This is a genomic window from Aestuariivirga sp. (genome assembly GCF_047602625.1).
In the GTDB taxonomy this organism is placed as follows: domain Bacteria; phylum Pseudomonadota; class Alphaproteobacteria; order Rhizobiales; family Aestuariivirgaceae; genus Aestuariivirga.
This window is the reverse complement of record NZ_JASGGV010000002.1, coordinates 1,698,895-1,724,359: the sequence shown is the minus strand read 5'-3', so window position 1 is coordinate 1,724,359 and position 25,465 is coordinate 1,698,895. Positions and strand designations below refer to the sequence as shown.

Genomic DNA, 25,465 nt, shown 5'->3' with positions numbered 1-25,465 from the left:
TTAAGTGGGGAACGGAGTATAAAATGACCGAAGCCAATCCCCTCATTGTATTCACCCCTTCCGGAAAGCGCGGGCGTTTCCCGATGGGCACGCCCGTCCTGCAGGCGGCGAGGGCACTCGGCGTCGACATCGATTCCGTTTGCGGTGGCCGCGCCATTTGCGGGCGCTGCCAGATCAATATCGGTGAAGGCGAATTCGCCAAGCACGGGATCACCTCCACGCAGTCGCATGTCTCTCCGGTTTCCAAGGTGGAAGAGCGGTTTGACCGCATCCGCGGGCTGGCGGCGGGGCGAAGGCTTTCCTGCCAGACGCAAATTCTCGGCGATCTCGTTATCGACGTGCCGCCTGAATTGCAGGTGCACAAGCAGGTGGTGCGCAAGGAGGCCGATACGCGGGCCATCGAGCTCGACCCCTGCACGAGGCTGTGCTTCATCGAGGTGGAAGAGCCCGATATGCACAAGCCCTCTTCCGATCTCGAACGCGTCTACCGGGCGCTCAAGGATCAGTGGAATATCGAAAACGTCTCCTGCGATCTCGCCATCATCGCCGATCTTCAGAAAATTCTGCGCAAGGGCGAATGGAAGATCACGGCGGCGGTGTTTTCGCGCGCACCCGGCGGCGGCAACCGGCTGGTGGCGATCTGGCCGGGGTTCCATGACAGGGCCTTCGGCATCGCCATCGACGTGGGGTCCACCACGATCGCGGCGCATCTGACCAATCTTTCGACGGGTGAAGTTGCCGCGTCAGCCGGATTGATGAACCCGCAGATCCGCTTCGGCGAAGATCTGATGAGCCGCGTCTCCTATGTGATGATGAATCCGGGCGGCGAAAAGGAAATGACCGCCGTGATCCGCGAGGCGTTGAATACGCTGACGCAGCAAGTGGTGGCCGAGGCCGGCATCGCGCTGACCGATGTGCTGGAGATCGTTCTCGTCGGCAACCCCGTCATGCATCATCTTTTTCTTGGCATTGATCCGGTGGAGCTGGGCGGCGCGCCGTTCGCGCTGGCGACGGGGCTTCCTGTTACGGTTCCGGCGCGTGAACTCGACCTCAAGCTCAATCCCGGCGCGTGGTGCTATGTGCTGCCTTGTATCGCCGGGCATGTGGGCGCTGATACGGCAGGCGTTGTTCTCTCCGAAGCGCCGCATGAGCAGGACGAAATCATGCTGGCCGTGGATGTGGGAACCAATGCCGAGATTGTCCTGGGTTCAAAGGCGCGTTTGCTTGCCTGTTCTTCCCCGACCGGGCCTGCCTTCGAGGGCGCGCAGATTTCCTGTGGCCAGCGGGCAGCGCCAGGGGCCATCGAGCGCATCCGTATCGATCCCGTAACACTGGAGCCGCGCTACCGGGTCATCGGCTCGGAGCTCTGGTCGGATGAGCCGGGCTTTGAGGAGGCGGTTTCCGCAACGGGCGTCACCGGCATTTGCGGCTCCGGCATCATCGAGGTGATCGCAGAAATGTATCTCGCCGGCGTCATCAACCAGGATGGGCTGGTGGATGGCTCGCTCGCCGCAATCTCGCCGCGCATCGAGCCTTACAAGCGCACGTTCAATTATCTCATCCGCGACGGCGAGCCACGCATCCAGATCACACAGAACGACGTGCGCGCCATCCAGCTTGCCAAGGCGGCGCTCTATGCCGGCGTGCGCCTGCTGATGGACAAGCTCAATATCGAGGAGATCGGCAAGATCAGGCTGGCTGGCGCATTCGGCAGCCACATCGATGTAAAATATGCAATGATCCTCGGCCTCATTCCCGATTGCGATCTTACGCATGTGCAGTCCGCCGGCAATGCGGCGGGCACGGGCGCACGCATTGCGCTTCTCAATTCAAAGGCACGCGACGAGATTGAAGCTGTCGTGCGGCGGATCGAGAAAATTGAAACTGCCGTGGAACCGAAATTCCAGCAGCACTTTGTGGAAGCGATGGCCTTTCCGCACAAGACGGCGCCTTCGCCCCATCTCTCCAAAGTCGTGATGCTACCGCCGCGCAAGGATATTGTGATCGGCGATGGCAATGATGATGACGGCGGCGGGCGGCGGAGACGCAGGCGAGGTTAGTTCAACGCCTTCCACAAGGCATTCTGCCCGAGGTCTTCGACAAGACGCGCATGCGCCGCGATTTCATCTTGCGTTAGCCGTGTCGGAAGCGCATGCGGCCGTGCCATGATCACTGCTGCGCTGGAAACCACAATCCGCTTTTCTGTCTTAGCCGCGGCCAATGACAGGGCCGTCTGGCGGCCGCCGATCAGTTCAATATAGACTTCCGCCAGCAATTCCGAATCGAGCAAGGCGCCATGCTTGGTGCGCTTGCTGTTGTCGACGCCATATCGGCGGCACAGACCATCGAGCGAGTTATTGGCGCCCGGATGTTTCTGGCGCGCCATCATCAGCGTGTCGATCACGCGCTCGGGCGCAATCGGGTCCTTGCCGAGATAGGATAATTCGGCGTTCAGGAATTTTGTGTCGAAACCCGCATTGTGAATGATGACGGCCGCATCACCAATGAAAGCCAGAAAAGATTCGGCGATGGCCGCGAAGACCGGCTTGTCCTTCAAAAAGGCGGTGCTTAATCCGTGGATGGCCTCGGCTTCAGCGGGGACGTTACGTTCCGGGTTGATATAGACGTGGAAGGTTTCGCCTGTCGGGACATGGTTGAAAAGTTCCACCGCACCGATTTCAACGATCCGATCGCCTTGCGATGGATCGAGTCCCGTCGTTTCGGTGTCGAGAATGATTTCTCTCATGGCTCTGTTCTGTCCTTCTCCTTGAGCTCTGCCACGATTTTCTTTACCTGTTGAGCGGCGTGCTCGATGCTTTCCGAACTGTCCACAACATAGTCAGCGCGGGCACGTTTTTCGGCATCCGGCATCTGGCGGGACAGAATGCCCGCCAGTTTGTCCAAAGTCATTCCCGGCCGCGCCAAGGCACGCTCCCTTTGCACATCTGCCGGAGCCGAAACAACGATGATTTGGTCGACGTCAGCCTGGCGACCGGTTTCAAACAACAGCGGTATGTCCAGAACAACAATCGATTCGCTTGCGTTTCTTTCGAGAAATTCGGCTTGCGCTCCGCGGACAAGCGGATGAACGATGGACTCAAGCTCTGCCATCGCTGCGGGATTGCCGACGACATATTGCGAGAGCCTGGCACGGTCCACGGCTCCATTGCGGATGGCTTCGGGAAAGCGTTTTGCAACCTGCCCGACCGCATTGCCACCCTTCTCATAAAGCCTGTGTACTTCCGCATCGCTGTCGAAAACCGGAATGCCCAGATCGCGAAACATCTGGGCCGTGGTGCTCTTGCCCATGGCGATCGAACCTGTCAGCCCCACCACGATCATTTAGCGGCCTGCAGGTCCGCAACGACCAGATCATAGAGTTCCCGTGTCACAGCCGGGCGCTTGCCAAACCACAGCTCAAATCCCGGCACGGCCTGATGCAGCAGCATGCCCAGTCCTTCAACGATGGGGTGGCCGCGTTCAGCCGCATTCTCCAGAAGCGGCGTGCGCAAAGGCGCATAGACGATATCGGTGACCACGGCTTCGCGTGGCAAGCGATCCAATGAGATATCCAGCACCGGCTGTCCGGTCATGCCAAGCGACGTTGTATTGACCAGAAGGCCCGCGCTTTCCAGAACCACGGACCGGTCTTCCCATCGCGCCGGCACGATCACCACACCAAATTTCCGGCGCAGGATTTCGGTGCGTTGCGGAGAACGGTTTGCCACCACCAGTTCGGTGACACCTTCGGCAATCAGCGCGCCGGCGATCGCCATGGCGGCACCGCCTGCTCCCAGCATCACGGCACGTTTGCCCTTGAGCGAGAGTGAGGGCAGCGATGCCCGGAGGTTGGCGATAAAGCCTTCGCCATCTGTGCTGATGCCCATCAGATAGTCATCACGCCTATAAACCGTGTTGACCACGCCAAGCCTGCGGGTCAGATCATTCCCCGGTTCGACCATGGCAAAGACCTGTTCCTTGTGCGGAATGGTGACGTTACAGCCGAGATAACCGTTCATGGCCAGGCTGGAAACGAAATGATGTAAGCCTTCCGGCGGAACAGGAACGCGGTCGTAACTGCCATCAATTCCATATTGCTTCAGCCAGAAGCCATGGATGAGCGGCGAGCGCGAATGGGTAATCGGCCAGCCGATGACACAGGCTTTTTTCATTGCGGTACAGCCTTCTGTGCTCGGAGAAAGGACAGGAGCGGCAGCATGGGAAGACCCAGAATGGTGAAATAGTCTCCCTCGATCCGTTCGAACAACTGGATGCCACGGCCTTCCAGCTTGTAACCACCAACGCTGCTGAGCAGACCCTGCCCTTCGGACGCCAGATAGTCTTGAAGAAATTCTTCCGAAAAAGAACGCAAGTGTAATGTTGCGATCCCTGCGAACGCCCAGATGATTTCATGGTTCGATGCACAGGCTACAGCCGAAATGAGGTTGTGGGCATGGCCGCGAAGCGTCTCAAGGTGCGACCGGGCTTCCGCCATGTCTCGCGGCTTGTCGAAGATTCGGTTCCGGAACGCCAAAACCTGGTCAGCGCCAATTACCACGGCGCCCGGGTTTCTCCGGGACACGGCAAGCGCCTTGGCGCTGGCGAGCGCTTCACAAACGGCTTGCGGAGTTTCGTGCCCCATTGCCACCTTGATGCTGGTTTCATCAACGTGCGAGTTGATGGCCTCCACAGTCAATCCGGCATTGGCCAGCAGCGTCTGCCGTGTCTTGCTTGTCGAAGCGAGGATAAGTGTCACGTACGTTCTTCCGGAGATTGCGCTTTTCTGTCCGTGAGCAAATTCAGGACGGATGCCGCGGTTTCCTCTACCGATCTCCGCGTCACGTCAATCATGGGCCAGTTCTGGTCGGCGCAGAGTTTTTTCATAAACAGAATTTCCTGGGTGATATGCCGTGGATCGGCATAGTCAGTCTCGCGGTTCTCGCTGAGGGTCAGCAAACGGTGGCGCCTGATCTGTGCAATGCGTTCAGCACTGGCGATGAGGCCGACAACCAGCGGGCTTTTCAATTCGAACACTTGCCGGGGAATCTCGGTGCCAGGCACGATTGGAATGTTCGCGGTGCGAAAGCCGCGCTGGGCGAGGTAGATGCTGGTCGGCGTCTTGGATGTACGGCTGATGCCAACCAGAACAATTTCCGCGTGTTCAATATCCGCTGTATTTTGTCCATCATCATGAATCATCGTGAAGTTCAGGGCATCGATTCGGCGGAAGTAATTGGCGTTCAGGGCGTGTTGGCCGCCGACCTGCGGGCGCGACCTTGTGTTGAGATAGCGGGCCAGGCTCTCGATCACGGGATCAAGGATGGAAATGCAGGGCACGCCCAGCGTTGCACAATGTTCCTCAAGTTCGCGGCGTAAATCGGCATTGACGATCGTGAAGAAAACGATGCCGGGCTGGCGCTCGATGTCGGCAGAAACGCGCTGAAGCTGTTTTGGCGTGCGGACAAGCGCATATATGTGTTCGATCGGACGATAGTCTGCATAGTGGGCCGTGGCGGCCCGCGCGACCGTATTCAGTGTTTCGCCTGTCGCATCCGAAATCAAATGGAGATGGAAAAATCTTGGATCAGCTTTTCCTGTCATCGCGGGTTAGCCTGTGGATGGAATGTGGATAAAACCCAAGGTCAGCAGGCGGGATATCTCGTGTCAGGCCTTTTCCCAAGAAGATTTCCACTCACTGGCACCTGGTGCTGCATGGCTGGGGATCATGTGCAAAAGTGTAGCTTTTGAAACGGCTTGTGGGCGAGTTCGAGAATGGGCATGTTAAGAGTTTGTTAAGATTGATTAATAAATCGTTAACAGATCGCATGGGATTTTTATAGTTTTTGACAAGACTGCCGGTCTTGTGGACCTGACGGGGATTTGCCGGTATTCCGGATTCAGGCGGCCATACAAAGACTCCTATTCTGAAAGACTCTCCTTTTATGATTGATGGGAAGACCGGAAAAGCGTTGCTCGATGTCTTGAAAAGACAGGCTCCTGAACGGCGTCCGATGTGGTTCATGCGGCAAGCTGGCCGGTATCTGCCAGAATACAGGGCGGTAAGGGAGAAGGCAGGTTCATTCCTGGATTTGTGCTACACGCCAAAGCTTGCGGCTGAGGTGACCCTGCAGCCGTTGCGGCGCTTTGATTTGGACGCGGCGATACTTTTCGCAGATATCCTCGTCGTGCCGCATGCGATGGGTTTGGGGCTTAGATTTGCCGAGGGGGAAGGGCCCATTCTCGACGTGGTGAGAGATGCGGGTGGCGTGTCTGCCTTGAAGCCGTGTGGCGGGAGTAGAGAGGTTAAATCCGTGTGCGAGACGGTTCGTATCGTCCGTGATGCTTTGCCGGAAAAAGTCACGCTGATTGGCTTTTGCGGCGGCCCCTGGACGGTTGCGAGTTACATGATCGAGGGCGGAAGTTCAGATCGTGTGAAAGCGAAGATTGTAGCGTTTCAGCGGGCGCCATGGTTCTGCGCGTTGATCGACCGGTTGGTGGATGAGTCGGTTTCCTATCTGTGTTTGCAGATCGAAGCCGGAGCGGAGGCCGTGCAGGTTTTTGATTCATGGGCAGGAGATTTGCCTGGGTCAGTGCGGGAACAGTTTGTGCTGGAACCGCTGACGCGAATAGCTGCCGGTGTACGGTCGCGATTTCCGGAGATCCCGATTATCCTGTTCGGACGCGGACTTGGCGCGGATCATGCGCGGTTGGCGGAGCGTTCGGGGTGCGCGGCTGTGGGAATTGAGACAGAAGTAAATCTCGCTGAGGTCGCGGATTTGGTTGGAGACCGTTGTGGGATTCAAGGGAACCTGGACCCTGTGGCGTTGCTCGCAGGTGAAAATGCGGCGGTGGTGGCGGCATTGGAGGTGGCTGCAGCTGTTCCGTTTGAACGGCATATTTTCAATCTCGGTCACGGCATCAGGCCAGGTACAGAGGCAGAGATCGTAGGACGGGTTGTGGGGGCCGTGCGGGATTTTGATGCCGGCAGGCTGAGCTGAGCGATGTTTTTATGGTTCAAGGCGTTTCATCTCATTGCGATGGTCGCGTGGATGGCCGGGCTGTTTTATCTGCCGCGCCTTTTTGTTTATCATTGTAAGGCACAGATCGGTGGGCCGGTTTCCGAACAGTTCAAAATCATGGAGCGGCGGCTTCTGAAGGCGATTGTCTGGCCGGCGGGGATCGCGACATGGCTATTCGGAGCGTTGACGGCCTATACAGGCGGATATTTTGAACAGCGGGCGGCGTGGCTGGAGATCAAGATTGTTCTGGTGCTGGGTCTTGTTGCGTTCCACGTGATGCTGGGGAAATATGTCCAGGCGTTTGCAAAAGACCTGCGCCCGCGGCCGGAACGCTATTTTCGGATTTTGAATGAAGTGCCGACCGTTTTGCTGGCGGGGATTGTTATTCTGGCCGTGGTGCGGCCGGTCTGAGACTGAAAAATAGCATTGGCCTTTGCCAATAAAATTGCTATAGCGAACACATCGGGCTGCACCGGATTTGGGCAGGCGGCTCGTTCCCTCCTCTGACAAATTGCGGCACGGCCGCGTTGTCCTCCCCACAAAAGAATTTGGATCATGACGACAATTTCAGACATGAAAGAGATCAAGCTTCAGGACCTGAAGCTGAAGACACCGGCTGATCTGGTGAGCCTGGCTGAAGAGCTCGAGGTTGAAAATGCGAGCGCGCTCCGCAAGCAGGAGTTGATGTTTGCCATACTCAAGAACCTGGCGGCGCGTGACGTTGAGATTATCGGCGAAGGCGTTGTGGAGGTGCTGCAGGATGGCTTCGGGTTTCTCCGCTCTCCGGACGCAAATTATCTTTCCGGGCCCGACGATATCTATGTGAGCCCAAGCCAGATCCGGAAATTCACATTGCGGACGGGTGATACCGTGGAAGGGCAAATCCGCAGCCCGAAGGATGGCGAGCGCTACTTTGGCCTCGTCAAAGTCAACACGATCAATTTCGAGGATCCGGAGAAGACCAAGCACAAGGTCCATTTTGACAATCTAACGCCGCTTTATCCCGACAAGCGGTTTGACATGGAAACCGCCGATCCGACGAAGAAAGACTTTTCCGGGCGTGTCATCGATATTGTGGCGCCTCTGGGCAAGGGCCAGCGTGGGCTGATCGTCGCTCCGCCGCGGACGGGTAAAACCGTTCTGCTGCAAAACATCGCCCATTCGATCAGCAGCAACAGTCCTGAATGCTATCTGATTGTTTTGCTGATCGACGAGCGTCCGGAAGAAGTGACTGATATGCAGCGGTCAGTGAAGGGCGAGGTGGTCAGTTCAACCTTTGATGAGCCGGCGACGCGCCATGTTCAGGTGGCGGAGATGGTCATCGAAAAGGCCAAGAGATTGGTCGAGCATGGCCGCGATGTGGTTATTCTTCTGGATTCGATCACCCGCTTGGGGCGTGCGTACAACACGGTAGTGCCGTCGTCTGGTAAAGTGCTGACCGGCGGCGTGGATGCGAATGCATTGCAGCGCCCCAAGAGGTTTTTTGGCGCAGCGCGGAATATCGAGGAAGGCGGCTCGCTGACGATTATCGCGACAGCCCTGATCGACACCGGCAGCCGCATGGACGAGGTGATCTTTGAAGAGTTCAAAGGCACCGGCAACTCCGAGATCATTCTCGACCGTAAGGTTGCGGACAAGCGTGTGTTCCCGGCCATCGATATCCTGCGGTCGGGCACGCGCAAGGAAGAGCTGCTGGTGAAGAATGACGTCTTGAAGAAAACTTACGTGCTGCGGCGCATTCTCAACCCGATGGGCACTGTTGATGCCATCGAGTTCCTGCTCGACAAGCTGCGGCAGACCAAAAACAATAATGACTTCTTCGATTCCATGAACGCATAGAATCGGGGCGCGCCGGTCGAGTCGGCACCGAAATGAGCTCTTCTGACACAATCTTTGCGCTGTCCAGCGGGCACGGCGTCAGCGGTATTTGCGTGATCCGTGTGAGCGGTTCGCAGGCGGGAGACCTCATTAGGCTGTTTTGCGGAAAGATGCTGGTTCCCCGACGGGCATCCGTCAGTCTGTTGACTGAACCGCACTCGGGCCGGGTGCTCGATCAGGCGGTGGTGATCTGGTGGCCGGCGCCTCATTCATTTACCGGAGAGGATGTTGCGGAGTTTCAGCTTCACGGAAGCAGGGCTGTGGTTGAGGCCATGCTGTCCTGCCTGGGATCTTTTGATGGCTTGAGGCCAGCCGATCCGGGCGAGTTCACGCGCCGGGCTTTCGTGAATCAGCGTATTGATCTTGTTGAAGCGGAAGGCCTTGCTGATCTGCTGGCGGCGCGGAGTGTGGCGCAGCATACGCAGGCGATGCGCCAGATGCTGGGTGAAGCGAGCTCGGTTTATGAAAACTGGCGGTCCCGGCTCCTCCGCATTCTGGCCATGGCAGAAGCTGCGATTGATTTTGATGAAGAAGGGGTCGGAGGCGCAGCCGATGCGTTCCGGATCAGAGAATCGGTTGGCCTGAGAGATGAGATTGAAGCCGCGCTGTCTGATGCGGATCGCGCCAGACGGATTCGGGATGGGGTTCGGGTTGTTCTCGCGGGATTCCCCAATGTGGGCAAATCCAGCCTGTTGAATGCGCTGGCGCGGCGCGATGCGGCGATCGTTTCACCGCTTGCTGGAACTACCCGAGACACCATTGAGGTTTCGCTGGTGTTGGATGGCCACGAGGTTATCGTCACCGATACCGCTGGGCTTCGCGGCACATCCGATGATATCGAGACGATCGGAGTGGCGCGGGCGTTGGCCGCTGCATCGGCGGCGGACATCCTGATCTGGGTCGCATCGCCGGATGTGGCAAAAAGCGAAGATGTCTGGCCGGACTTGAACCCGGACATACTGGTGCGGAACAAATCTGACCTGGGTGTAACGGAATTGGGACTCAACCGAAACAACTCTATCCCTGTGGTCGGCCTCTCGGCCATACTTGGCAACTGCGGTGAACTTATTGAAACGATCCTCAGCATCATTGCAACAAAATATCAGCACACAGAACATGCCGTCGTCACTCGTGAGCGGCATGTTACGGCGCTCCGCGATTCGATTCGGTTGATCAACGAATCCCTCCGGCCTGACAGCGCACCGGAATTTGTGGCGGAGGATTTGAGAAACGCTGCCGCTGCGCTTGGCCGTATTACCGGTGTGATCGGCGTGGAGGATGTGCTTGGCGCCATCTTCAGTGAATTCTGCATCGGGAAGTAACAATTCGTTTCACGTGAAACATCCGGACTTTGACCCGTCTCCCCTATTGGACTAAAGGGCGGCGATGAAAAGCAGGTTTGATGTCATTGTGGTTGGCGGCGGGCACGCGGGTACAGAGGCGGCCACGGCCGCTGCGCGCGCCGGCGCGCGGACGGCCCTCGTGACCCATAATCCTTTCACCATTGGCGAAATGTCCTGCAATCCCGCCATTGGCGGCTTGGGCAAAGGCCATCTGGTGCGCGAGATTGATGCGCTGGACGGGATCATGGGCGTGGCGGCAGACGCTGCGGGCATTCAGTTTCGCTTGCTCAATCGGTCAAAAGGGCCGGCTGTGCGTGGCCCGCGTGCGCAAGCCGACCGCAAGCTTTACCGGCGGGCGATCCAGAATGCGATTGGAGCGCAACCGGGCCTTGCCGTTATTGCCGGAGGGGTTGAAGCTCTCAAAGTGAGCGGAGGACGCGTTGCTGGCGTTGTCCTCACCGACGGTTCTGAACTTTCTTCAGGCACCGTTGTGTTGACAACCGGCACATTCCTGAATGGCCTGATCCACATTGGTGAACAAAAAATTTCCGCCGGGCGGGTCAATGAACAGCCGGCGTTGAAACTCTCCGAACAACTTGCGGCCTCAGGCCTAGCGTTGGGTCGCCTCAAGACCGGCACGCCTGCCCGCCTCGATGGCCGGACGATTTCGTGGAACATGCTGGAAGAGCAGCCCGGCGATCCGGAACCTTCGCCTTTTTCACGTTTGACCCGCGAGATCGGCACGCCGCAGATTTCCTGCCATATCACGCATACCAATGCGGACACCCACCGCATCATTGCCGAGAATATCCACCGGTCGCCCCTGTATTCCGGGCAGATCGAGGGAGTTGGCCCGCGATATTGTCCGTCTGTGGAAGACAAGATTCACCGGTTCCGGGACAAATCGGCTCATCAAATCTTCCTCGAGCCGGAAGGACTAGATGACCCAACGGTCTATCCCAATGGTATTTCGACATCGCTGCCCGAAGACGTGCAGGAAGCTTTTATCCGAACCATTCGCGGGTTGGAGAATGTTCGCATTCAACGGCCGGGTTATGCAATCGAGTATGACTATGTCGACCCTCGTGAGCTCAACGCCTCTCTGGAAGCCAAGCGTTTGCCGGGCTTGTTCCTTGCGGGGCAAATCAACGGGACGACGGGTTATGAAGAGGCAGCCGCCCAAGGCCTCGTTGCCGGTCTGAATGCGGCCCGCCAGGCGACCGGCGAAGATCCGCTCATTCTTGATCGTGGCACAGCCTATATCGGGGTGATGATCGATGACCTGGTCACGCGCGGCGTTACAGAGCCCTACCGCATGTTCACGTCGCGGGCCGAATACCGCCTATCTCTCCGCGCAGACAATGCGGACGAGCGTTTGACGCCCCTGGCGCAGCGATTGGGTATCACATCTGCAGCGCGGGATATGGCCTTTGCCGCGCATATGTTGGATGTCTCGCGCGCCCGGGACCTCGCGCAGGCATTGTCACTGACACCGGCAGAGGGTGCGCGTGCCGGGTTGAAAATCAATCAGGATGGCCAACGCCGGACCGCGCTTGACCTGATTGCCATGCCAGAGGTCGGGTTTGATCGCGCTGCCGCTCTCTGGCCTGGCCTGCTTGCCATTGGCAAGGCGGGGCGTGATGCACTTGAGGCGGATGCTTTGTATGCTGGCTATACTGATCGGCAGGCCAGCGAGATCGCGGTTCTTCGCAAGGAAGAAAACCTCGTTCTTCCTGCTGAACTTGATTATTCGGCGCTTCCGAGCATTTCGATGGAGCTCCGGCAGAAACTGGCGCGTGTACGTCCCTCGACACTTGGTCAGGCTTCGCGCATTGAGGGGATGACCCCCGCCGCCCTTGCGGCCCTGCTGGGCCATGCCCGGCGGAAGCCCACCAGCAAGATTGCCTGACTCCATGGGGATGCCGGATGCGCTTGTGACGCGCTACAATGTTTCACGTGAATCACAAGCTGCGATTGAAGCCTATGCTCTTCTGCTCGTGAAATGGCAGGAGCGGATCAACCTGATTGGCCCATCGACCATTGATGATATCTGGTCAAGGCATATTGAGGATGCCCTTCAGATTGTGCCTTACCTGCCCCCCGGAAATGCGCCCATCGCCGATCTTGGATCGGGCGCCGGGATCCCCGGCCTCATCCTGGCAATATCGACGGGCAGGCTGGTGCGGCTTTATGAAAGCAATGGCAAAAAGGCAGCTTTTCTGCGCGAGGCCATCCGCCTTGCCAAGGCACCCGCCGAAGTCCATCAGATCCGCATTGAAGGTATTGACCACGCTCCCCCTACAGCGGTTGTTATCGCGCGGGCGTTTGCACCCCTGCCGCTGCTGCTTTCGCTGTCAGAGCCCTTCTTCCAGCAGAAGGCCATTGGACTTTTCCACAAAGGCCAAGATGTAGATGCGGAATTGACCGAAGCCACCAAATATTGGAAATTGAGTTTTGTGAAACATCCGAGCGTCGTCGATTCGAAAGGCGTCATACTCGAAGTCACGGAGGCGCAGCGTGTCGATCCAAAATAAACCGCGTATCATTGCGGTAGCGAACCAAAAAGGCGGTGTGGGGAAAACCACAACCGCCATCAATCTTGGAACGGCGCTCGCGGCAGTCGGCGAAACGGTCTTGATTATTGATCTGGACCCGCAAGGCAATGCCAGTACCGGACTTGGCATTGCACGAAAGGCCAGCCAGAAATCATCCTACCATGTGCTGATCGGCGAAGCATCGCTTGACCAGGTGATTATCGAATCTGGAATTCCCAGGCTTCATTGCGCGCCATCGACCATGGATCTATTGGGCGCTGAACTTGAGCTCGCAGAATTTGACCGCAAGGCCTACCGTCTGGCGGATGCGATCAAGACCATGCAGGAAAGCGGCAATACCGCGCGCAATTACAGCTATATTCTGGTGGATTGCCCGCCCTCCCTCAATTTGCTCACCATCAATTCGCTGTCGGCGGCCGATGCCATATTGGTGCCGCTCCAGTGCGAGTTTTTTGCGCTGGAAGGGTTGAGCCAGCTTCTGAAGACCGTGGAACGGGTAAAATCCACGCTTAATCCAAGGCTAGCCATACAAGGCGTCGTGCTGACCATGTTCGACCGGCGCAACAGTCTCTCTGAACAGGTGGCGGAAGATGTGCGCAGCGTTTTGGGCGACAAGGTCTATCAGACTGTCATCCCGCGCAATGTGCGTGTCTCCGAGGCGCCATCCTACGGCAAGCCCGTGCTGCTTTACGATAATGGCTGCCTCGGTTCGCAGGCCTATATCCGCCTGGCATCCGAGGTAATCCGCCGCGAGCGCGATTTGCGCGCCGCCTGACCGATTCGTACCCGAAACACTACCGCGTAACAGGAATAGACATGACTCTGCCCCAGAAGAAACGGCTTGGACGCGGCCTTGCCGCCCTGATCGGCGACGACACCAGCGAAGAGTCGGTCGTGCAGGATATCAAGAGCCTGCGCCATATGCCGATTGAACTTCTGCATCCCAGCCCCAACAATCCGCGCAAGCATTTCCCGGATGCAGACCTGCAAGATCTTGCGAAATCCATTGCCGACAAGGGGCTCCTGCAGCCGCTCGTGGTTCGCACAAGGCCCAACGGCGACTACGAAATCGTAGCTGGCGAGCGGCGATGGCGCGCGGCGCAGCGAGCGGGTGTGCATGATGTTCCTGTGCTGGTGCGCGAACTTTCCGACGGAGAAGCGCTCGAAATCGCGCTGATCGAGAATATTCAGCGCAGCGACCTCAACCCGCTCGAAGAGGCGCGCGCCTATTCAAAGCTGTTGCAGGAATTCAACTATACGCAGCAGCAACTAGCCGAGGCGGTGGGCAAGAGCCGCAGCCACATCGCCAACACGCTGCGGCTGATGTCGCTGCCTGAAAGCGTCCGGCAGCAGATCGAGGAGGGCAAACTGACAGCCGGCCACGCCCGCGCGCTGGTTGCAACAGAAAGCCCGATGGCGCTGGCTGAACAGATCATTCAGCTTGGCCTCTCCGTGCGCGAGACAGAAAGCCTGGCGCGGGAAGCGGCTGCTCCGAAAGCCAAAGACGTCAGAGCGAAGCCTGAAAAAGATTCCGACACCAAAGCTCTGGAAAAAAATCTCCGTGAAGCGACAGGCCTCAAGATCGATGTAACGCATCATCCATCGGGTGGCGGTACAGTCGTCATCAACTACAAAACGCTTGAGCAGCTGGAAGAAATATGCGGCCGTCTGCAAGAGCGTGTGAGCTGAACTCAGCGGGTGGCGGCAATCCGGGCAGTGCGTGCCAGAGCATAAAGGGTCCGGGCAGCGATCGAGTCTGACAATAGAGCCACCGGCTTTTCACGGGTCATTGCAACCGCCATTCCCAGAGACGCCGCTGCCGCCATCAGCTCATTCAACGGCCACAATTCGATCTGCCGCCGGATTGTCGATTGCCGCTTGAAGAAAATGGGCGGCTTGACAGAAGCTATCGCCTGTTCGGCGCGCCCCCCATTTTCCATATTCCGCCTGATCTCGATCAGCTTCCAGACGTGCTGGTGAACGGTGATCAGCAGCCGCCCAGCGTCAACGCCCTCGCCGCGTGTTTGATCAATGAAGCGGTCAAGTCCAGACCCGCCCTCAAAGACGGCATCCGCGATATCGTTGAGCTCCGCCCACGCCAATTCCCCACAGACCGCGTCGATGTCGGATGCGGAAATCGATTCGGCACCGCTACAATAGAGAAGAATCTTTTCAATCTCGCGCTGAACGGCGACACCGCCCTTGCCCATCAATTCCTGAAATCGATCCCTTGCCTCAGGTTGAAGACGAAGACCTGCCCTTTTTGCCGCAGTTTCCAGCGCCTGTTGGGCCGATTCATTCGCATCGTCATAAACGGCGAGAACCATGGCACGGCCGCTTGCCTCGCAGGCCTTTCGCAGCGGCGATGAATTGGCAAGCTGGCCGGCTTCGATCACCACCATGTTATTGGAGGCAGGGCCAGACAAGACCAGCTCAATAGCTTTCAAGACCGCCTGGTCATCACCTCTCAGCCAGATCACTTTGCTGCCCCCCAGCATCGAAAAGGCCTGCGCCTCGTCCACAAGCCTTGCCGGGTCACCAGCAAGTGCGAACTCATCAAGCCGGACGACATTGAAAGGATCGTCAATTGATCCAGCCAGCCGCTTGACTGATTGAACAACAAGATCATGGACCGTAGATGAATCGACTCCATGAATCAGGAGGACGCCAATTGCAGGGTCAGGGCGTTTCAAAAATCCATCAAGGCCGTTGATGCGCAGAACTGCCATCGCCGTTACCGGGACGCGAAATAGGCGGCCAGGCGTGTCTGGATGTCGTCACTCAATTCATGGGCAACACGTTCGGTGGCGTTTGTCTGTGCCTGGGCGTCAGCAAAAGGTTGGCGAACAACATCATAGGTTACCTGGGAAAAGCTCTTGCCGCTGTAGAGCTTCTTGCCATTCTGGGTGAGGGAAAAATCGACGGAAACCATCACATTCTTGCGCGTGGATGGCCGGTCATACCCGGTAATGATGTCGTTGTTGCTGTCGGTCAAGGTCAGGTCCAGCCGGTATTTGTCTGCCCCGGCTGTCCCCGCCGGGCGCATGCCTGACAGAAGATCATTTCGCACCAGTTGGGCCAATCTCGAATCCGGCGCGGGAATGGCTATCCGCGCCAGTTCATCCGCCACATTCTGATTGTTGCTTGCCGTTCCATATAACGGGCGATAGCTGCACCCGCCCAGAAAGACTATTCCTGCGAAAATCAGAAGGATGGCGGTGACGCGTTTCATCAGCCTACGACATTGGCAATACGATCCGGCACAACTATGACCTTTTTCGGCGGGCGTCCGTCAAGAGAGCGGCGGACGGACTCGAGTTCCAGCACGATGGCCTCGACCTTCTCCCGCGCAAGGCCTTTGGTAATGCGGATTTCGTCGCGGCGCTTGCCGTTCACTTGCACCGCAATGGTCACCTCGTCGTCGGCAATCAGGGCAACATCCGGCTTGGGCCACGGCGTATCGACGGCCAATGCCGGGAAACCCAGCACCTTGCCGCATTCCTCGGCCAGATGCGGCATCATCGGGGCCAGCATCAAGACCATGATTGACGCCGCCTCGCGCGCCGCCGCCGCTTCTTCAGGCTTGCCGATGGATGACCCCAGCGCATTCGCCACTTCATAGATGCGGGCCACCGCGCGATTGAAACGAAGGGCCGACAGATCATCCGTCACAGCCTGCAGGGCGCGGTGAACGATCTTGCGAAGCTCAATCCCAGCTTCCGCAGGGGCTGCATCCCTTGAAAGGGCTGCTGCTTCATTCACCAAGCGCCAGATGCGCTGGGTGAAGCGCCATGCGCCTTCAACGCCCGCTTCCGTCCATTCGATGTCGCGCTCGGGCGGGGTGTCCGACAGCATGAACCAGCGGGCAGTATCGGCGCCATAGCGCTCGATGATGGCATCAGGATCGATCACGTTTTTCTTGGACTTCGACATCTTCTCGACGCCGCCGATGACAAGCGGTTCGCTTGTCGAGGCCAGTTTCCAGGTGCCGTTTTCAAACATGGCATCAGCCGGGAACACCCATTCGCCACTGGCCGTCTTGAAGGTTTCATGGATCACCATGCCTTGCGTGAACAGGCTGGCGAAAGGCTCCGACAGATCGAGATGGCCGGTGCGTTTCATGGCGCGGGCGTAGAAACGGGAATAGAGCAGATGCAAGATCGCGTGCTCGACACCGCCGATATACTGGTCAACCGGCATCCAGTAGCGGGTCGCATCCATCGCCACCGGCGTTTCCGCATGAGGTGAGCAGAAGCGCGCGTAGTACCAGGATGAATCGATGAACGTATCGAAAGTATCTGTCTCGCGCCGGGCGGGCTTGCCGCAGGCCGGACAATTCACGTGCTTCCATGTGGGGTGATGGTCCAGCGGATTGCCGGGCTTGTCGAATGTCACGTCATCGGGGAGCGTGACGGGGAGCTGTGATTTGGGCACAGGCACCACACCGCAAGAGTCACAGTGGATGACCGGAATGGGGCAGCCCCAGTAGCGCTGCCGCGACACCCCCCAGTCGCGCAGGCGGAAATTCACCCGGCGCGCGCCGATTCCCGTCTCTTCCATGCGGCGGGCGATCTCGGCCTTGGCGTCCGGTACGGTCATGCCGTTCAGAAAATCGGAATTGATGAGGACGGTATTGTCGCCTTCCTTCTCAAGGAAGGCTTCATTGCCGACCGTGAAGGTGGCCGGATCAGCATCGCGCGGGGCCACCACGGGAATGACCGGCAGGCCATACTTGCGGGCAAAATCAAGGTCGCGCTGGTCATGGGCGGGGCAGCCAAAGATCGCCCCTTCGCCATAGCCCATCAGCACGAAATTCGCGGCGAATACGGGCAGCTTCAAACCAGGGCGGAAGGGATGGCGGGCATAGAGGCCAAGCGGATAGCCCTTCTTTTCGGCCCGCTCAATATTCTCTTCGCTGGTTCCCAGTGCTGCTACTTCGCGGCGGAACTGCTCGAGCCCCGGATCGGTCTCGGCCAGACGCTTGGCCAGATCGTGATCGGCGGCAATGGCGCAGAAGCTGGCGCCGAAAATCGTATCATGCCGCGTGGTATAAACCGTGAGGCGCTGGTCCAAGAGCTCGCCCTTGGCGTTTTCGAGCGCGAAGGAAAACCGCATGCCTTCCGAACGGCCGATCCAGTTGCGCTGCATGAGCCGCACCTTTTCGGGCCAGCGGTCCAGCGTATCGAGCGCCTGCAGGAGTTCCTCGGAATAGGCGGTGATCTTCAGGAACCACTGGGCAAGATCACGTTTCTCGACCAGCGCGTTCGAGCGCCAGCCGCGGCCATCGATCACCTGCTCATTGGCCAGAACGGTATTGTCCACCGGGTCCCAGTTCACCGTCGAGACCTTGCGTTCGACCAAACCGGCGGCGAGGAAATCGATGAACATCTCCTGCTCATGCCGGTAGTAGGAGGGATCACAGGTTGCGATCTCGCGGCTCCAGTCGAGGGCAAGGCCCATCGATTTCAACTGGCCACGCATGGTGGCGATATTGTCGTAGGTCCAGGACTTGGGGTGGATGCCGCGTTCAATGGCGGCATTTTCCGCCGGCATGCCAAAGGCATCCCAGCCCATGGGATGAAGCACATTATAACCGCAGGCGCGGCGGAAACGGGCGATCACGTCGCCCATGGTGTAATTCCGCACATGCCCCATGTGGATGCGGCCCGACGGGTAGGGGAACATCTCGAGCACGTAATATTTCGGGCGAGACGGATCTTCCGCTGCCTCGAAGCTCTTGTTATCGGTCCAGACCTTCTGCCACTTCGGCTCGGTCTCGCGGGGATTGTAGCGTTCAGTCGACACGGGGGATTGGGCCTGTTCAAGTAAGGAGTGCCTGCACCTACCAGTCCTTGAAAAGGGCTGCAAGCAAAGCCATAAGCGCGGGCCAGATGCGGGGGAAGTCGTCGATGGGTCATGCGGGGCTGGAACGGGTTCAGGCGGGTGTCCGGCACGCCGCTCAGGCGGTGGGTCGCGATCCCTCCACCGTTACGCTGATTGCCGTGAGCAAGACCTTCGGGCCAACCGACATCCAGCCTGTCATCAATGCCGGGCAGCGGGTGTTTGGTGAAAACCGGGTGCAGGAGGCCAAGGGGAAATGGCCGGCCTTGCGGGAAAGCCATGCCGATCTGCAGCTTCATCTGATCGGGCCCCTCCAGAGCAACAAGGCGGCGGAGGCCGTGGCCCTGTTCGATGCCATCCACACGGTCGACCGGCCCAAGATTGCGGAGGCCATCGCGCGCGAAATGGAACGGCAGGGAAAGCGGTTGCAGCTTTTCATCCAGGTGAACACAGGGCGGGAGCCGCAAAAGGCCGGGGTTGCCCCGGATGAGGCGGACAGATTTATCGGCCAATGCCGCAGCGCGCTGGGTCTTTCCATTGCAGGGTTGATGTGCATTCCACCTGCAGACCAGGACCCCGTGCCGCATTTTTCAATGCTGGCAGACATCGCCCGCCGCAACGGGCTTGAGGGCCTGAGCTTGGGGATGAGCGGCGATTATCCGCAAGCCATCGCCTGCGGGGCCACGCATATTCGGGTCGGCTCGGCGATTTTTGGCGGGCGCGGCTAAGGCCTGACCACGATCCGCGTCCTGCGGCTGAGGCGCGGAAGAAGCCTGGCCATATCGGCGCGCGAAATGGCTACGCAGCCCGCCGTTGGGCTCTCGGCATCGCGGGTGAGATGGAAAAACACAGCACTTCCAAGCCCGCGCCCGCGCGGACGCTGGTTGTGATCGAGTGTGATGACCACATCGTAGAGACCATCCTTGCGGAACAGCTCCTCATGGCTGGCCGGGTAGGGCAGGCGGACGAGGCGGTTGTAATTGCGGTCGGTGGATTCGTCACACCAACCGTCGCTCTCCTTCAGGGGCCGTTGCGGCAGGCGTGATGGTTTGCGTGGAAAAGCCCCATGCCGATAATAGCCCTGAACGAGCCTGAATTCCCCAACGGGCGTTGCGCCATCGCCCTCGCGCTTCAGGCATTTCCGGCCGGTGCGGCCGATCTGGCAGGGTATGGCGAGGCTGCCTGCCTGCAAGATGCCGCCGGTTGCCCTGGCGCTGATCGCGCGGACGTGAAGAGTCTTGATGGATTTTGTCACGGTGAGTTGTCTTGTGTCATGGCGTTGCATTCGGCACAGGGAACCGTAACATGAAGCAACGGTAACGCAAGTGAAGCAGGGCGGCCCCATGTCCACGTTGAAGAAAATCCTCATCATCGATGATGACGACGCATTGCGTGAGACGATCAAGGAACAGTTTTCGCTGCACGATGAATTCTCGGTCATCGACGCCGCCACGGCAACGGCGGGCGTGAAAGCCGCGAAGGCGGATCATGCCGATCTCGTGCTGCTGGACGTAAACCTTCCCGACATGGACGGGCGCGAGGCGTGCAAGATCATCCGCCGCAACGGCTACAAGGGGCCCGTCATCATGCTGACGGCGCAGAGCTCAGATTCCGATACAATCCTGGGGCTTGATTCGGGCGCCAATGACTATGTGACAAAGCCTTTTCGTTTCGGCGTTTTACTGGCCCGCATCCGCGCCCATCTGCGCCAGCATGAACACAGCGAGGATGCGGTTTTCAAGGTAGGTCCCTATACGTTCAGGCCGAGCGCCAAGATGCTGGTCAGGGAAGACAACAAGAAGGTGCGCCTGACCGAGAAGGAAACGGCGATCATCAAGTTTCTCTACCGGGCGGGCGAGCAGATCGTCGGACGTGACGTGCTGCTGCATGATGTGTGGGGCTATAACGCCGGGGTGACAACGCATACGCTGGAAACCCATATTTACCGCCTCCGGCAGAAGATCGAGCGTGATCCATCCCATGCCGAGATTCTGGTCACCGAAGGCGGGGGATACCGGCTGGTCCCTTGATCTCGGGTGGCAAATCGCCTTTATGAGCTTGGGGGATGGCCGGGAATCAGACCGGTGAGGCGTGGGGCGTGCCAATTTTGCAAACGGGTTCAGGTCGCAAGGCATGAGCGTCAAGGCCGATGCCGAGACGCTGCGCAGCATTCCGATCTTTTCGGAATGCGATCCCATGCATCTGCAGCTGATCGCCTTTTCCTCGGAACGGCAATCTTTCGCGCCGGGCGCCCTGCTCATCGAACAGGGCCAAACCGGAACGGCGGCGTTTCTGGTGCTGAATGGACAGGCCGATCTTTTTGATGGCCGGGAACACTTGATCGGCGCCGCATCGCCCGGCGCATTTCTGGGCGAGACGGCGATGATCGGGGCGGGTGCCTATGCGGTGACGGCGCGCGCCCGGACACCACTGACAGCGGCCCGAATCAGCCGGGGCCTGTTCATGCGGGTTGCGGAAGAATATCCGGAGTTCGGGCAGGCGGTGTTCCGGGCGCTGGGCGCGAGGCTTGGCGGCCTTGCTTCCGATCTGCTGGCAGCGCGGCCTGCGTTCGATCAGGCAAAACCTTTCTCACGCCTATAAGCTGAATTCTGCGATAACGGGAACATGATCGGACGGGCGTGGCCAGCCTCGCGCATCCTTCAATACCTCGATCGAAGCGCACATGCGCGATAACCCTTCTGTCGTCCAGACATGGTCCAGCCTGCGGCCGCGATTGCTTTGGGCCCAATCCTGCGCGCGGTAACTCCACCAGGTGTAGAGCTTCTGGCTGGGCGGCACACGCTGGCGCATCACGTCCACCCAGTTTCCGGCCGTCTGTACACGGATCAGTCTGGATGTTTCGACGGGGGTATGGCTGACGACCTTCAGCAGATCCTTGTGAGACCAGACATCATGCTCGAGCGGCGCGATGTTGAGGTCGCCCACCATGATCGCCTCATGCTCTGGCGGTACGGCGCCTTCGCGAAACCAGCCTTCAAGTTCATCAAGGAACTGCAGCTTATGGGCAAACTTCTCGTTGATGAGCGGGTCGGGTTCATCACCGCCGGCGGGGATATAGAAGTTGTGAATGAGAACCGGGCGGCCAGGGTTTACGGCGGCGGCGATGTGGCGGCAGTCTTCCTTGCCGCAGAAGCGCCGGAGGCTCTCGTTGATGAAGGGGATGCGCGAGACGATAGCGACACCGTGATAGCCCTTCTGGCCGGACTCGGCGATCGAGGTGTATCCCAGATCGTGCAGCGGAGCTGAGGGAAACTGGCCCTGAGGGCACTTGGTTTCCTGCAGGCACAGGACATCCGGCTGATGTTCTTTCAGGAAACGGCAGACGAGATCGATGCGGAGCCGCACCGAATTGATGTTCCAGGTGGCGATTTTGAAGGTCATGGCGGGGCATGAAGCACGGCCCCGCCAGCCGTTCAAGCCTCAGCGCGGCGACTCGCGCTCCTTGCGGTCGATCTTGACCACGAAAAGCTGTGGATCAACCTTGACGCCAGCCACAATCTTGTCGAGCGTAACGGTGGTGCGGCGGTTCTTGCTGTCGATGACCACCCATTGCTGGAGTACCTTCTGCTTCTGGTCGAAGACCAGCATGAGCGTTCCACCGAGCGTTCCACCCTTGTCTTCAAGCGTGACGGACGTCAGGCCATCCTGTTCCTGGAAAGCCAGAATATTCGTATCCTTCAACAGATCCACATTGCGGCTGAGCACAAGGCGCAAAGGCGTTTGCGACAGCGGGAACTGGTCGCCTTTCTCTTTGGCGCGGTTCTTGATCGTCAGCCACCTGCCATCGGCGACGATCAGGAAAGGATTGGGGGGCGCGTAATCAAAGCGCATCTTGCCGGGCTTGCTGATATAGAACACGCCACGTGACAGGTTGCCCTTTGGGCTGACCTGGGTGAACTCGCCCTGCAGCGAGCTGAAGCTGTTGATGTAATCCGAGATGTGCTGGATCGACGCCGACTGGGCGTCGGTAAGCTGGATGGCCGCCGCCGCGTGCGCCGCCATCGGCACTGTGCCGATCAGCAGGGAGCCAAGCGCCACGAGGCGGAGAAGTTTCTGCAATCTCATGATCATCGCGTGTTCCTGTAATCCTGCTATCCGCTTAGCGAATGAAACCGGCCGAAATTGGGGCGGCGTCAGTCACGGGCACTGTCTCCCGGCACCAGAATCTCGCGCTTGCCGGTGGCATTGGCGGCGGAGATCAGGCCCTCTTTCTCCATGCGTTCGATCAGGCTGGCGGCCTTGTTGTATCCAACCTGAAGGCGGCGCTGCACATAGCTGGTGGAGACCTTCTTGTCGCGCAGCACCACGGCCACGGCCTGGTCGTAGAGATCGTCGCCGGACCCGCCTTCGGCTCCCGCTCCGGGCTCGCCATAGGGGCCTTCCTCAGCCTCCTCGGTGACGCTCTCCACATATTCGGGGGCGCCCTGGGCTTTCAGGTGATTGACGATCTCTTCCACCTCGCCGTCCGCCACGAAGGGGGCGTGGAGACGGGAGATGCGACCGCCGCCGGCCATGTAGAGCATATCGCCCTGCCCCAGCAGCTGCTCGGCGCCCTGCTCGCCTAGGATCGTGCGGCTGTCGATCTTCGATGTGACCTGGAAGGAGATACGGGTGGGAAAGTTCGCCTTGATGGTGCCGGTGATCACGTCGACGGACGGCCGCTGCGTCGCCATCACCACGTGGATGCCGGCGGCACGGGCCATCTGGGCGAGGCGCTGCACCGCGCCTTCGATATCCTTGCCCGCCACCATCATCAGGTCGGCCATTTCGTCGATGATCACGACGATATAGGGCATGGGCGCGTTTTCCATCTTCTCCTGCTCGAAGATGGGTTCGCCGGTTTCGCTGTCGAAACCTGTCTGGACCGTGCGCGAGAGAGGTTCGCCCTTGACCATCGCCTGCTTCATGCGGGCGTTGTAGCCATCGATATTGCGAACGCCGACCTTCGACATCTTGCGGTAACGCTCTTCCATTTCGCGCACCGCCCATTTGAGCGCCACCACGGCCTTGCGCGGATCGGTGACGACGGGCGCGAGAAGATGCGGAATTCCTTCGTATACGGACAATTCCAGCATCTTGGGATCGATCATGATCAGCTTGCAGCGTTCGGGCGGCAGACGGTAGAGCAGCGACAGGATCATGGTGTTAATGCCCACCGACTTGCCCGAACCGGTGGTGCCGGCGATCAGCAGATGCGGCATACGGGCAAGATCGGCGAAGACAGGCTCGCCGCCAATGTTCTTGCCCAAGGCCAGCGCCAGGTTCTGGCCGGTCTTCTCAAACGCCTCCGATCCCAGAAGTTCGCGCAGATAAACCGTCTCACGCTTGCTGTTTGGCAACTCGATGCCGATGGCATTGCGGCCAGAGACGACGGCCACGCGGGCCGAGACAGCGCTCATTGAGCGGGCAATGTCATCGGCCAGGCTGATGACACGGGACGACTTGATGCCGGGCGCGGGCTCGAGTTCATAAAGCGTAACGACAGGACCCGGGCGGACCTTGATGATCTGGCCTTTCACGCCGAAATCCTCGAGCACACCTTCCAGCATGCGGGCATTCTGTTCCAGCGCCTCATCCGACAATTCGGCGGATTTCCCAACGCGTTTCGGCTCGGCCAGCAAGGTCAGCGGCGGCATTTCGAATTCCTCGGATTTCGAGAATTTGAAGCCCGGCTGCTTGTCCCTGGCGATCTTCTTTCCCGGCTTGATGGGCTTGGCATCACGGTTGACGCGCGGCGCAGCAGGTGCTTCCTCGAAATCTTCTTCCTCTTCGGTGTCAAAATTCTCTTCTTCGCCGTAAGCCTCTCCGTCTTCGGCAACCTCGTCTTCCGGCTCAAGCGTAGCCATCTGGCGACGGCTCAGTACCGGTTCAATCCGGGCGTTGTTCTTGCCGGGTTTTCCGGTGATTCCGCCACGTGCCGGAGCGAGGCGGGTGAGGATGTCACCGCGGGGCTCGTCTTCCTCTTCACTTTGGAATGCGCTCAGCCGTTCGCGCAGGCTGGAGAACATCGATTTGGTATTGGCCCACAACAGAGAAGGCTCGCGCTTTCTTGCCTGCTTTGCCTTGGCCTTCGTTTTTGCCCTGGGTGTGGCGATGACTTCGGCAGGCTGCCGGATGGCCTTGCGGGCCAACAGGACGGCGGCCGCCGTCATCAGCGCGAAAGAGATCATGGCGGCAATAAAGCCCTTGATGACAAGGCCTAGAATGACGCTGATGAAACCGTGCACAACATCGCCTGCGTTGCCGCCAAGACCTGCCGCCAGCGACCAGCTGGCGGGAGCCGGTATGGCTGCGAGGGCGGCGCTGGCGCAGAGGGTGGTGCCTAGCCATGCACCGGCCCGGCGCAGCGGCTGGCGGATCACCGCGTGACTCATGAGCGTCACCGCCCAAGCCATCGGCAAGCCCAGAAGGGCGAGGACGCCCAGCCCTAGAAATTGCATCAGTTCATCGGCAATGGCGGCGCCTGGAAATCCCAGCCAATTGCGGGCGGGATGATCGACGGCGTGGTTGAAGGAGGGATCGTCAGGCGACCATGTGGCAAGCGACAGGCCAATGGCGATCAGGACAAGAAACAGGGCCGCGCCCGCACATTCGAACAGCCGCTTGCGCACGAAGCGCTTTATGGCGGCTGGAATGGCGCTGTCGTCGGTGTCGTAGGATGGGTCGTAGGCCATGCGGATCTCCACCCCGGCCCTTGGGCGCGGGGTCTAACAAATCGTTAAGGCCAGTCTGACGGCTCATGGTTAAAGCGGCGTAAAATAACCTCCGAAATGAAAAGGGGCCGGTGGATTTCTCCACCGGCCCCAAC

24 protein-coding genes are annotated in these 25,465 nt (G+C 59.0%); 12 read left to right on the top strand and 12 right to left on the bottom strand.

All coding sequences use genetic code 11. The features are described 5' to 3' along the window. Positions 1 to 23 precede the first annotated feature (23 nt). A complete protein-coding gene (locus tag QM694_RS13575) occupies positions 24 to 2,060 on the top strand; it encodes an ASKHA domain-containing protein (protein WP_415007466.1) in 2,037 nt (678 codons plus the stop codon). On the opposite strand, the gene dnaQ is transcribed toward QM694_RS13575, so the two are convergent. From dnaQ to QM694_RS13550, 5 genes are read right to left on the bottom strand one after another with little or no spacing between them, the layout of a single operon-like run. Beyond that, positions 2,057 to 2,746, bottom strand: a complete 690-nt coding sequence (gene dnaQ, locus QM694_RS13570; RefSeq protein ID WP_415007465.1) for a DNA polymerase III subunit epsilon — start codon at positions 2,744 to 2,746, stop codon at positions 2,057 to 2,059. The two genes, QM694_RS13575 and dnaQ, sit on opposite strands and share 4 nt — an antisense overlap. Continuing rightward, the gene (gene coaE, locus QM694_RS13565) at positions 2,743 to 3,342 is read right to left on the bottom strand and encodes a dephospho-CoA kinase (protein WP_415007464.1); all 600 of its coding nucleotides are present in this window, start codon (positions 3,340 to 3,342) and stop codon (positions 2,743 to 2,745) included. The genes dnaQ and coaE overlap by 4 nt, the downstream gene beginning before the upstream one ends. Further along, complete coding sequence (locus QM694_RS13560) at positions 3,339 to 4,172, bottom strand: shikimate dehydrogenase (RefSeq protein WP_415007463.1); 834 nt, start codon at positions 4,170 to 4,172, stop codon at positions 3,339 to 3,341. The genes coaE and QM694_RS13560 overlap by 4 nt, the downstream gene beginning before the upstream one ends. After that, positions 4,169 to 4,756 (bottom strand): Maf family protein, encoded by a 588-nt coding sequence (locus tag QM694_RS13555; protein WP_415007462.1) that lies wholly within the window; start codon positions 4,754 to 4,756, stop codon positions 4,169 to 4,171. Before QM694_RS13555 ends, QM694_RS13560 begins: the two co-directional genes overlap by 4 nt. Next, positions 4,753 to 5,601: a pyruvate, water dikinase regulatory protein gene (locus QM694_RS13550; protein WP_415007461.1), complete on the bottom strand. Its 849-nt coding sequence runs from the start codon at positions 5,599 to 5,601 to the stop codon at positions 4,753 to 4,755. Before QM694_RS13550 ends, QM694_RS13555 begins: the two co-directional genes overlap by 4 nt. 341 nt (positions 5,602 to 5,942) lie before the next feature. Here QM694_RS13550 and hemE point away from each other — a divergent pair, with 341 nt between their 5' ends. From hemE to QM694_RS13510, 8 genes are all read left to right on the top strand, one after another. Then, the gene (gene hemE, locus QM694_RS13545; protein WP_415007460.1) at positions 5,943 to 6,998 is read left to right on the top strand and encodes a uroporphyrinogen decarboxylase; all 1,056 of its coding nucleotides are present in this window, start codon (positions 5,943 to 5,945) and stop codon (positions 6,996 to 6,998) included. Between the two features lie 3 nt (positions 6,999 to 7,001). Beyond that, positions 7,002 to 7,430 (top strand): protoporphyrinogen oxidase HemJ, encoded by a 429-nt coding sequence (hemJ, locus tag QM694_RS13540; RefSeq protein WP_415007459.1) that lies wholly within the window; start codon positions 7,002 to 7,004, stop codon positions 7,428 to 7,430. Positions 7,431 to 7,592: 162 nt separating this feature from the next. Then, the gene (gene rho, locus QM694_RS13535; protein WP_415008630.1) at positions 7,593 to 8,858 is read left to right on the top strand and encodes a transcription termination factor Rho; all 1,266 of its coding nucleotides are present in this window, start codon (positions 7,593 to 7,595) and stop codon (positions 8,856 to 8,858) included. Positions 8,859 to 8,890: 32 nt separating this feature from the next. Continuing rightward, complete coding sequence (gene mnmE / locus QM694_RS13530) at positions 8,891 to 10,219, top strand: tRNA uridine-5-carboxymethylaminomethyl(34) synthesis GTPase MnmE (protein WP_415007458.1); 1,329 nt, start codon at positions 8,891 to 8,893, stop codon at positions 10,217 to 10,219. Between the two features lie 64 nt (positions 10,220 to 10,283). Continuing rightward, on the top strand, positions 10,284 to 12,149 hold the full coding sequence (gene mnmG, locus QM694_RS13525; RefSeq protein WP_415007457.1) for a tRNA uridine-5-carboxymethylaminomethyl(34) synthesis enzyme MnmG: 1,866 nt from the start codon (positions 10,284 to 10,286) through the stop codon (positions 12,147 to 12,149). 4 nt (positions 12,150 to 12,153) lie between these two features. Beyond that, positions 12,154 to 12,774: a 16S rRNA (guanine(527)-N(7))-methyltransferase RsmG gene (rsmG, locus tag QM694_RS13520; protein ID WP_415007456.1), complete on the top strand. Its 621-nt coding sequence runs from the start codon at positions 12,154 to 12,156 to the stop codon at positions 12,772 to 12,774. Continuing rightward, positions 12,719 to 13,570 carry a ParA family protein gene (locus tag QM694_RS13515; protein ID WP_415008629.1) on the top strand — a complete coding sequence of 284 codons (852 nt, stop codon included), beginning with the start codon at positions 12,719 to 12,721 and terminating at the stop codon, positions 13,568 to 13,570. The genes rsmG and QM694_RS13515 overlap by 56 nt, the downstream gene beginning before the upstream one ends. A 41-nt stretch (positions 13,571 to 13,611) precedes the next feature. Continuing rightward, complete coding sequence (locus QM694_RS13510; protein ID WP_415007455.1) at positions 13,612 to 14,484, top strand: ParB/RepB/Spo0J family partition protein; 873 nt, start codon at positions 13,612 to 13,614, stop codon at positions 14,482 to 14,484. Positions 14,485 to 14,486: 2 nt separating this feature from the next. On the opposite strand, the gene holA is transcribed toward QM694_RS13510, so the two are convergent. The 3 genes from holA to leuS are packed head-to-tail and all read right to left on the bottom strand — an operon-like array spanning position 14,487 to position 18,600. Beyond that, positions 14,487 to 15,524: a DNA polymerase III subunit delta gene (gene holA, locus QM694_RS13505; RefSeq protein ID WP_415007454.1), complete on the bottom strand. Its 1,038-nt coding sequence runs from the start codon at positions 15,522 to 15,524 to the stop codon at positions 14,487 to 14,489. Positions 15,525 to 15,529: 5 nt separating this feature from the next. Then, positions 15,530 to 16,027, bottom strand: a complete 498-nt coding sequence (lptE, locus tag QM694_RS13500; protein ID WP_415007453.1) for an LPS assembly lipoprotein LptE — start codon at positions 16,025 to 16,027, stop codon at positions 15,530 to 15,532. Beyond that, entirely contained in the window at positions 16,027 to 18,600 is a 2,574-nt protein-coding gene (leuS, locus tag QM694_RS13495) for a leucine--tRNA ligase (RefSeq protein WP_415007452.1), read from the bottom strand. Before leuS ends, lptE begins: the two co-directional genes overlap by 1 nt. A gap of 86 nt (positions 18,601 to 18,686) precedes the next feature. On the opposite strand from leuS, the gene QM694_RS13490 reads away from it, so the two are divergent. Next, positions 18,687 to 19,364: a YggS family pyridoxal phosphate-dependent enzyme gene (locus QM694_RS13490; protein ID WP_415007451.1), complete on the top strand. Its 678-nt coding sequence runs from the start codon at positions 18,687 to 18,689 to the stop codon at positions 19,362 to 19,364. Here the strand turns inward: QM694_RS13490 and QM694_RS13485 are convergent. Next, on the bottom strand, positions 19,361 to 19,891 hold the full coding sequence (locus QM694_RS13485) for a L,D-transpeptidase family protein (RefSeq protein ID WP_415007450.1): 531 nt from the start codon (positions 19,889 to 19,891) through the stop codon (positions 19,361 to 19,363). The two genes, QM694_RS13490 and QM694_RS13485, sit on opposite strands and share 4 nt — an antisense overlap. Before the next feature lie 88 nt (positions 19,892 to 19,979). Between QM694_RS13485 and QM694_RS13480 the strand changes: the two genes are divergently transcribed. Next, a complete protein-coding gene (locus tag QM694_RS13480) occupies positions 19,980 to 20,666 on the top strand; it encodes a response regulator transcription factor (protein WP_415007449.1) in 687 nt (228 codons plus the stop codon). Between the two features lie 103 nt (positions 20,667 to 20,769). Further along, positions 20,770 to 21,237 (top strand): Crp/Fnr family transcriptional regulator, encoded by a 468-nt coding sequence (locus QM694_RS13475; protein WP_415007448.1) that lies wholly within the window; start codon positions 20,770 to 20,772, stop codon positions 21,235 to 21,237. Here QM694_RS13475 and QM694_RS13470 read toward each other — a convergent pair. The 3 genes from QM694_RS13470 to QM694_RS13460 all read right to left on the bottom strand — a co-directional run bounded on the left by QM694_RS13470 (position 21,232) and on the right by QM694_RS13460 (position 25,337). Further along, positions 21,232 to 22,038: an exodeoxyribonuclease III gene (locus QM694_RS13470; protein ID WP_415007447.1), complete on the bottom strand. Its 807-nt coding sequence runs from the start codon at positions 22,036 to 22,038 to the stop codon at positions 21,232 to 21,234. The genes QM694_RS13475 and QM694_RS13470 overlap by 6 nt on opposite strands. Before the next feature lie 39 nt (positions 22,039 to 22,077). Next, entirely contained in the window at positions 22,078 to 22,728 is a 651-nt protein-coding gene (locus QM694_RS13465) for a LolA family protein (protein WP_415007446.1), read from the bottom strand. A gap of 62 nt (positions 22,729 to 22,790) precedes the next feature. Beyond that, positions 22,791 to 25,337, bottom strand: coding sequence for a DNA translocase FtsK 4TM domain-containing protein (locus QM694_RS13460; protein WP_415008628.1), 2,547 nt, complete (start codon positions 25,335 to 25,337; stop codon positions 22,791 to 22,793). Between the last annotated feature and the right edge of the window lie 128 nt (positions 25,338 to 25,465).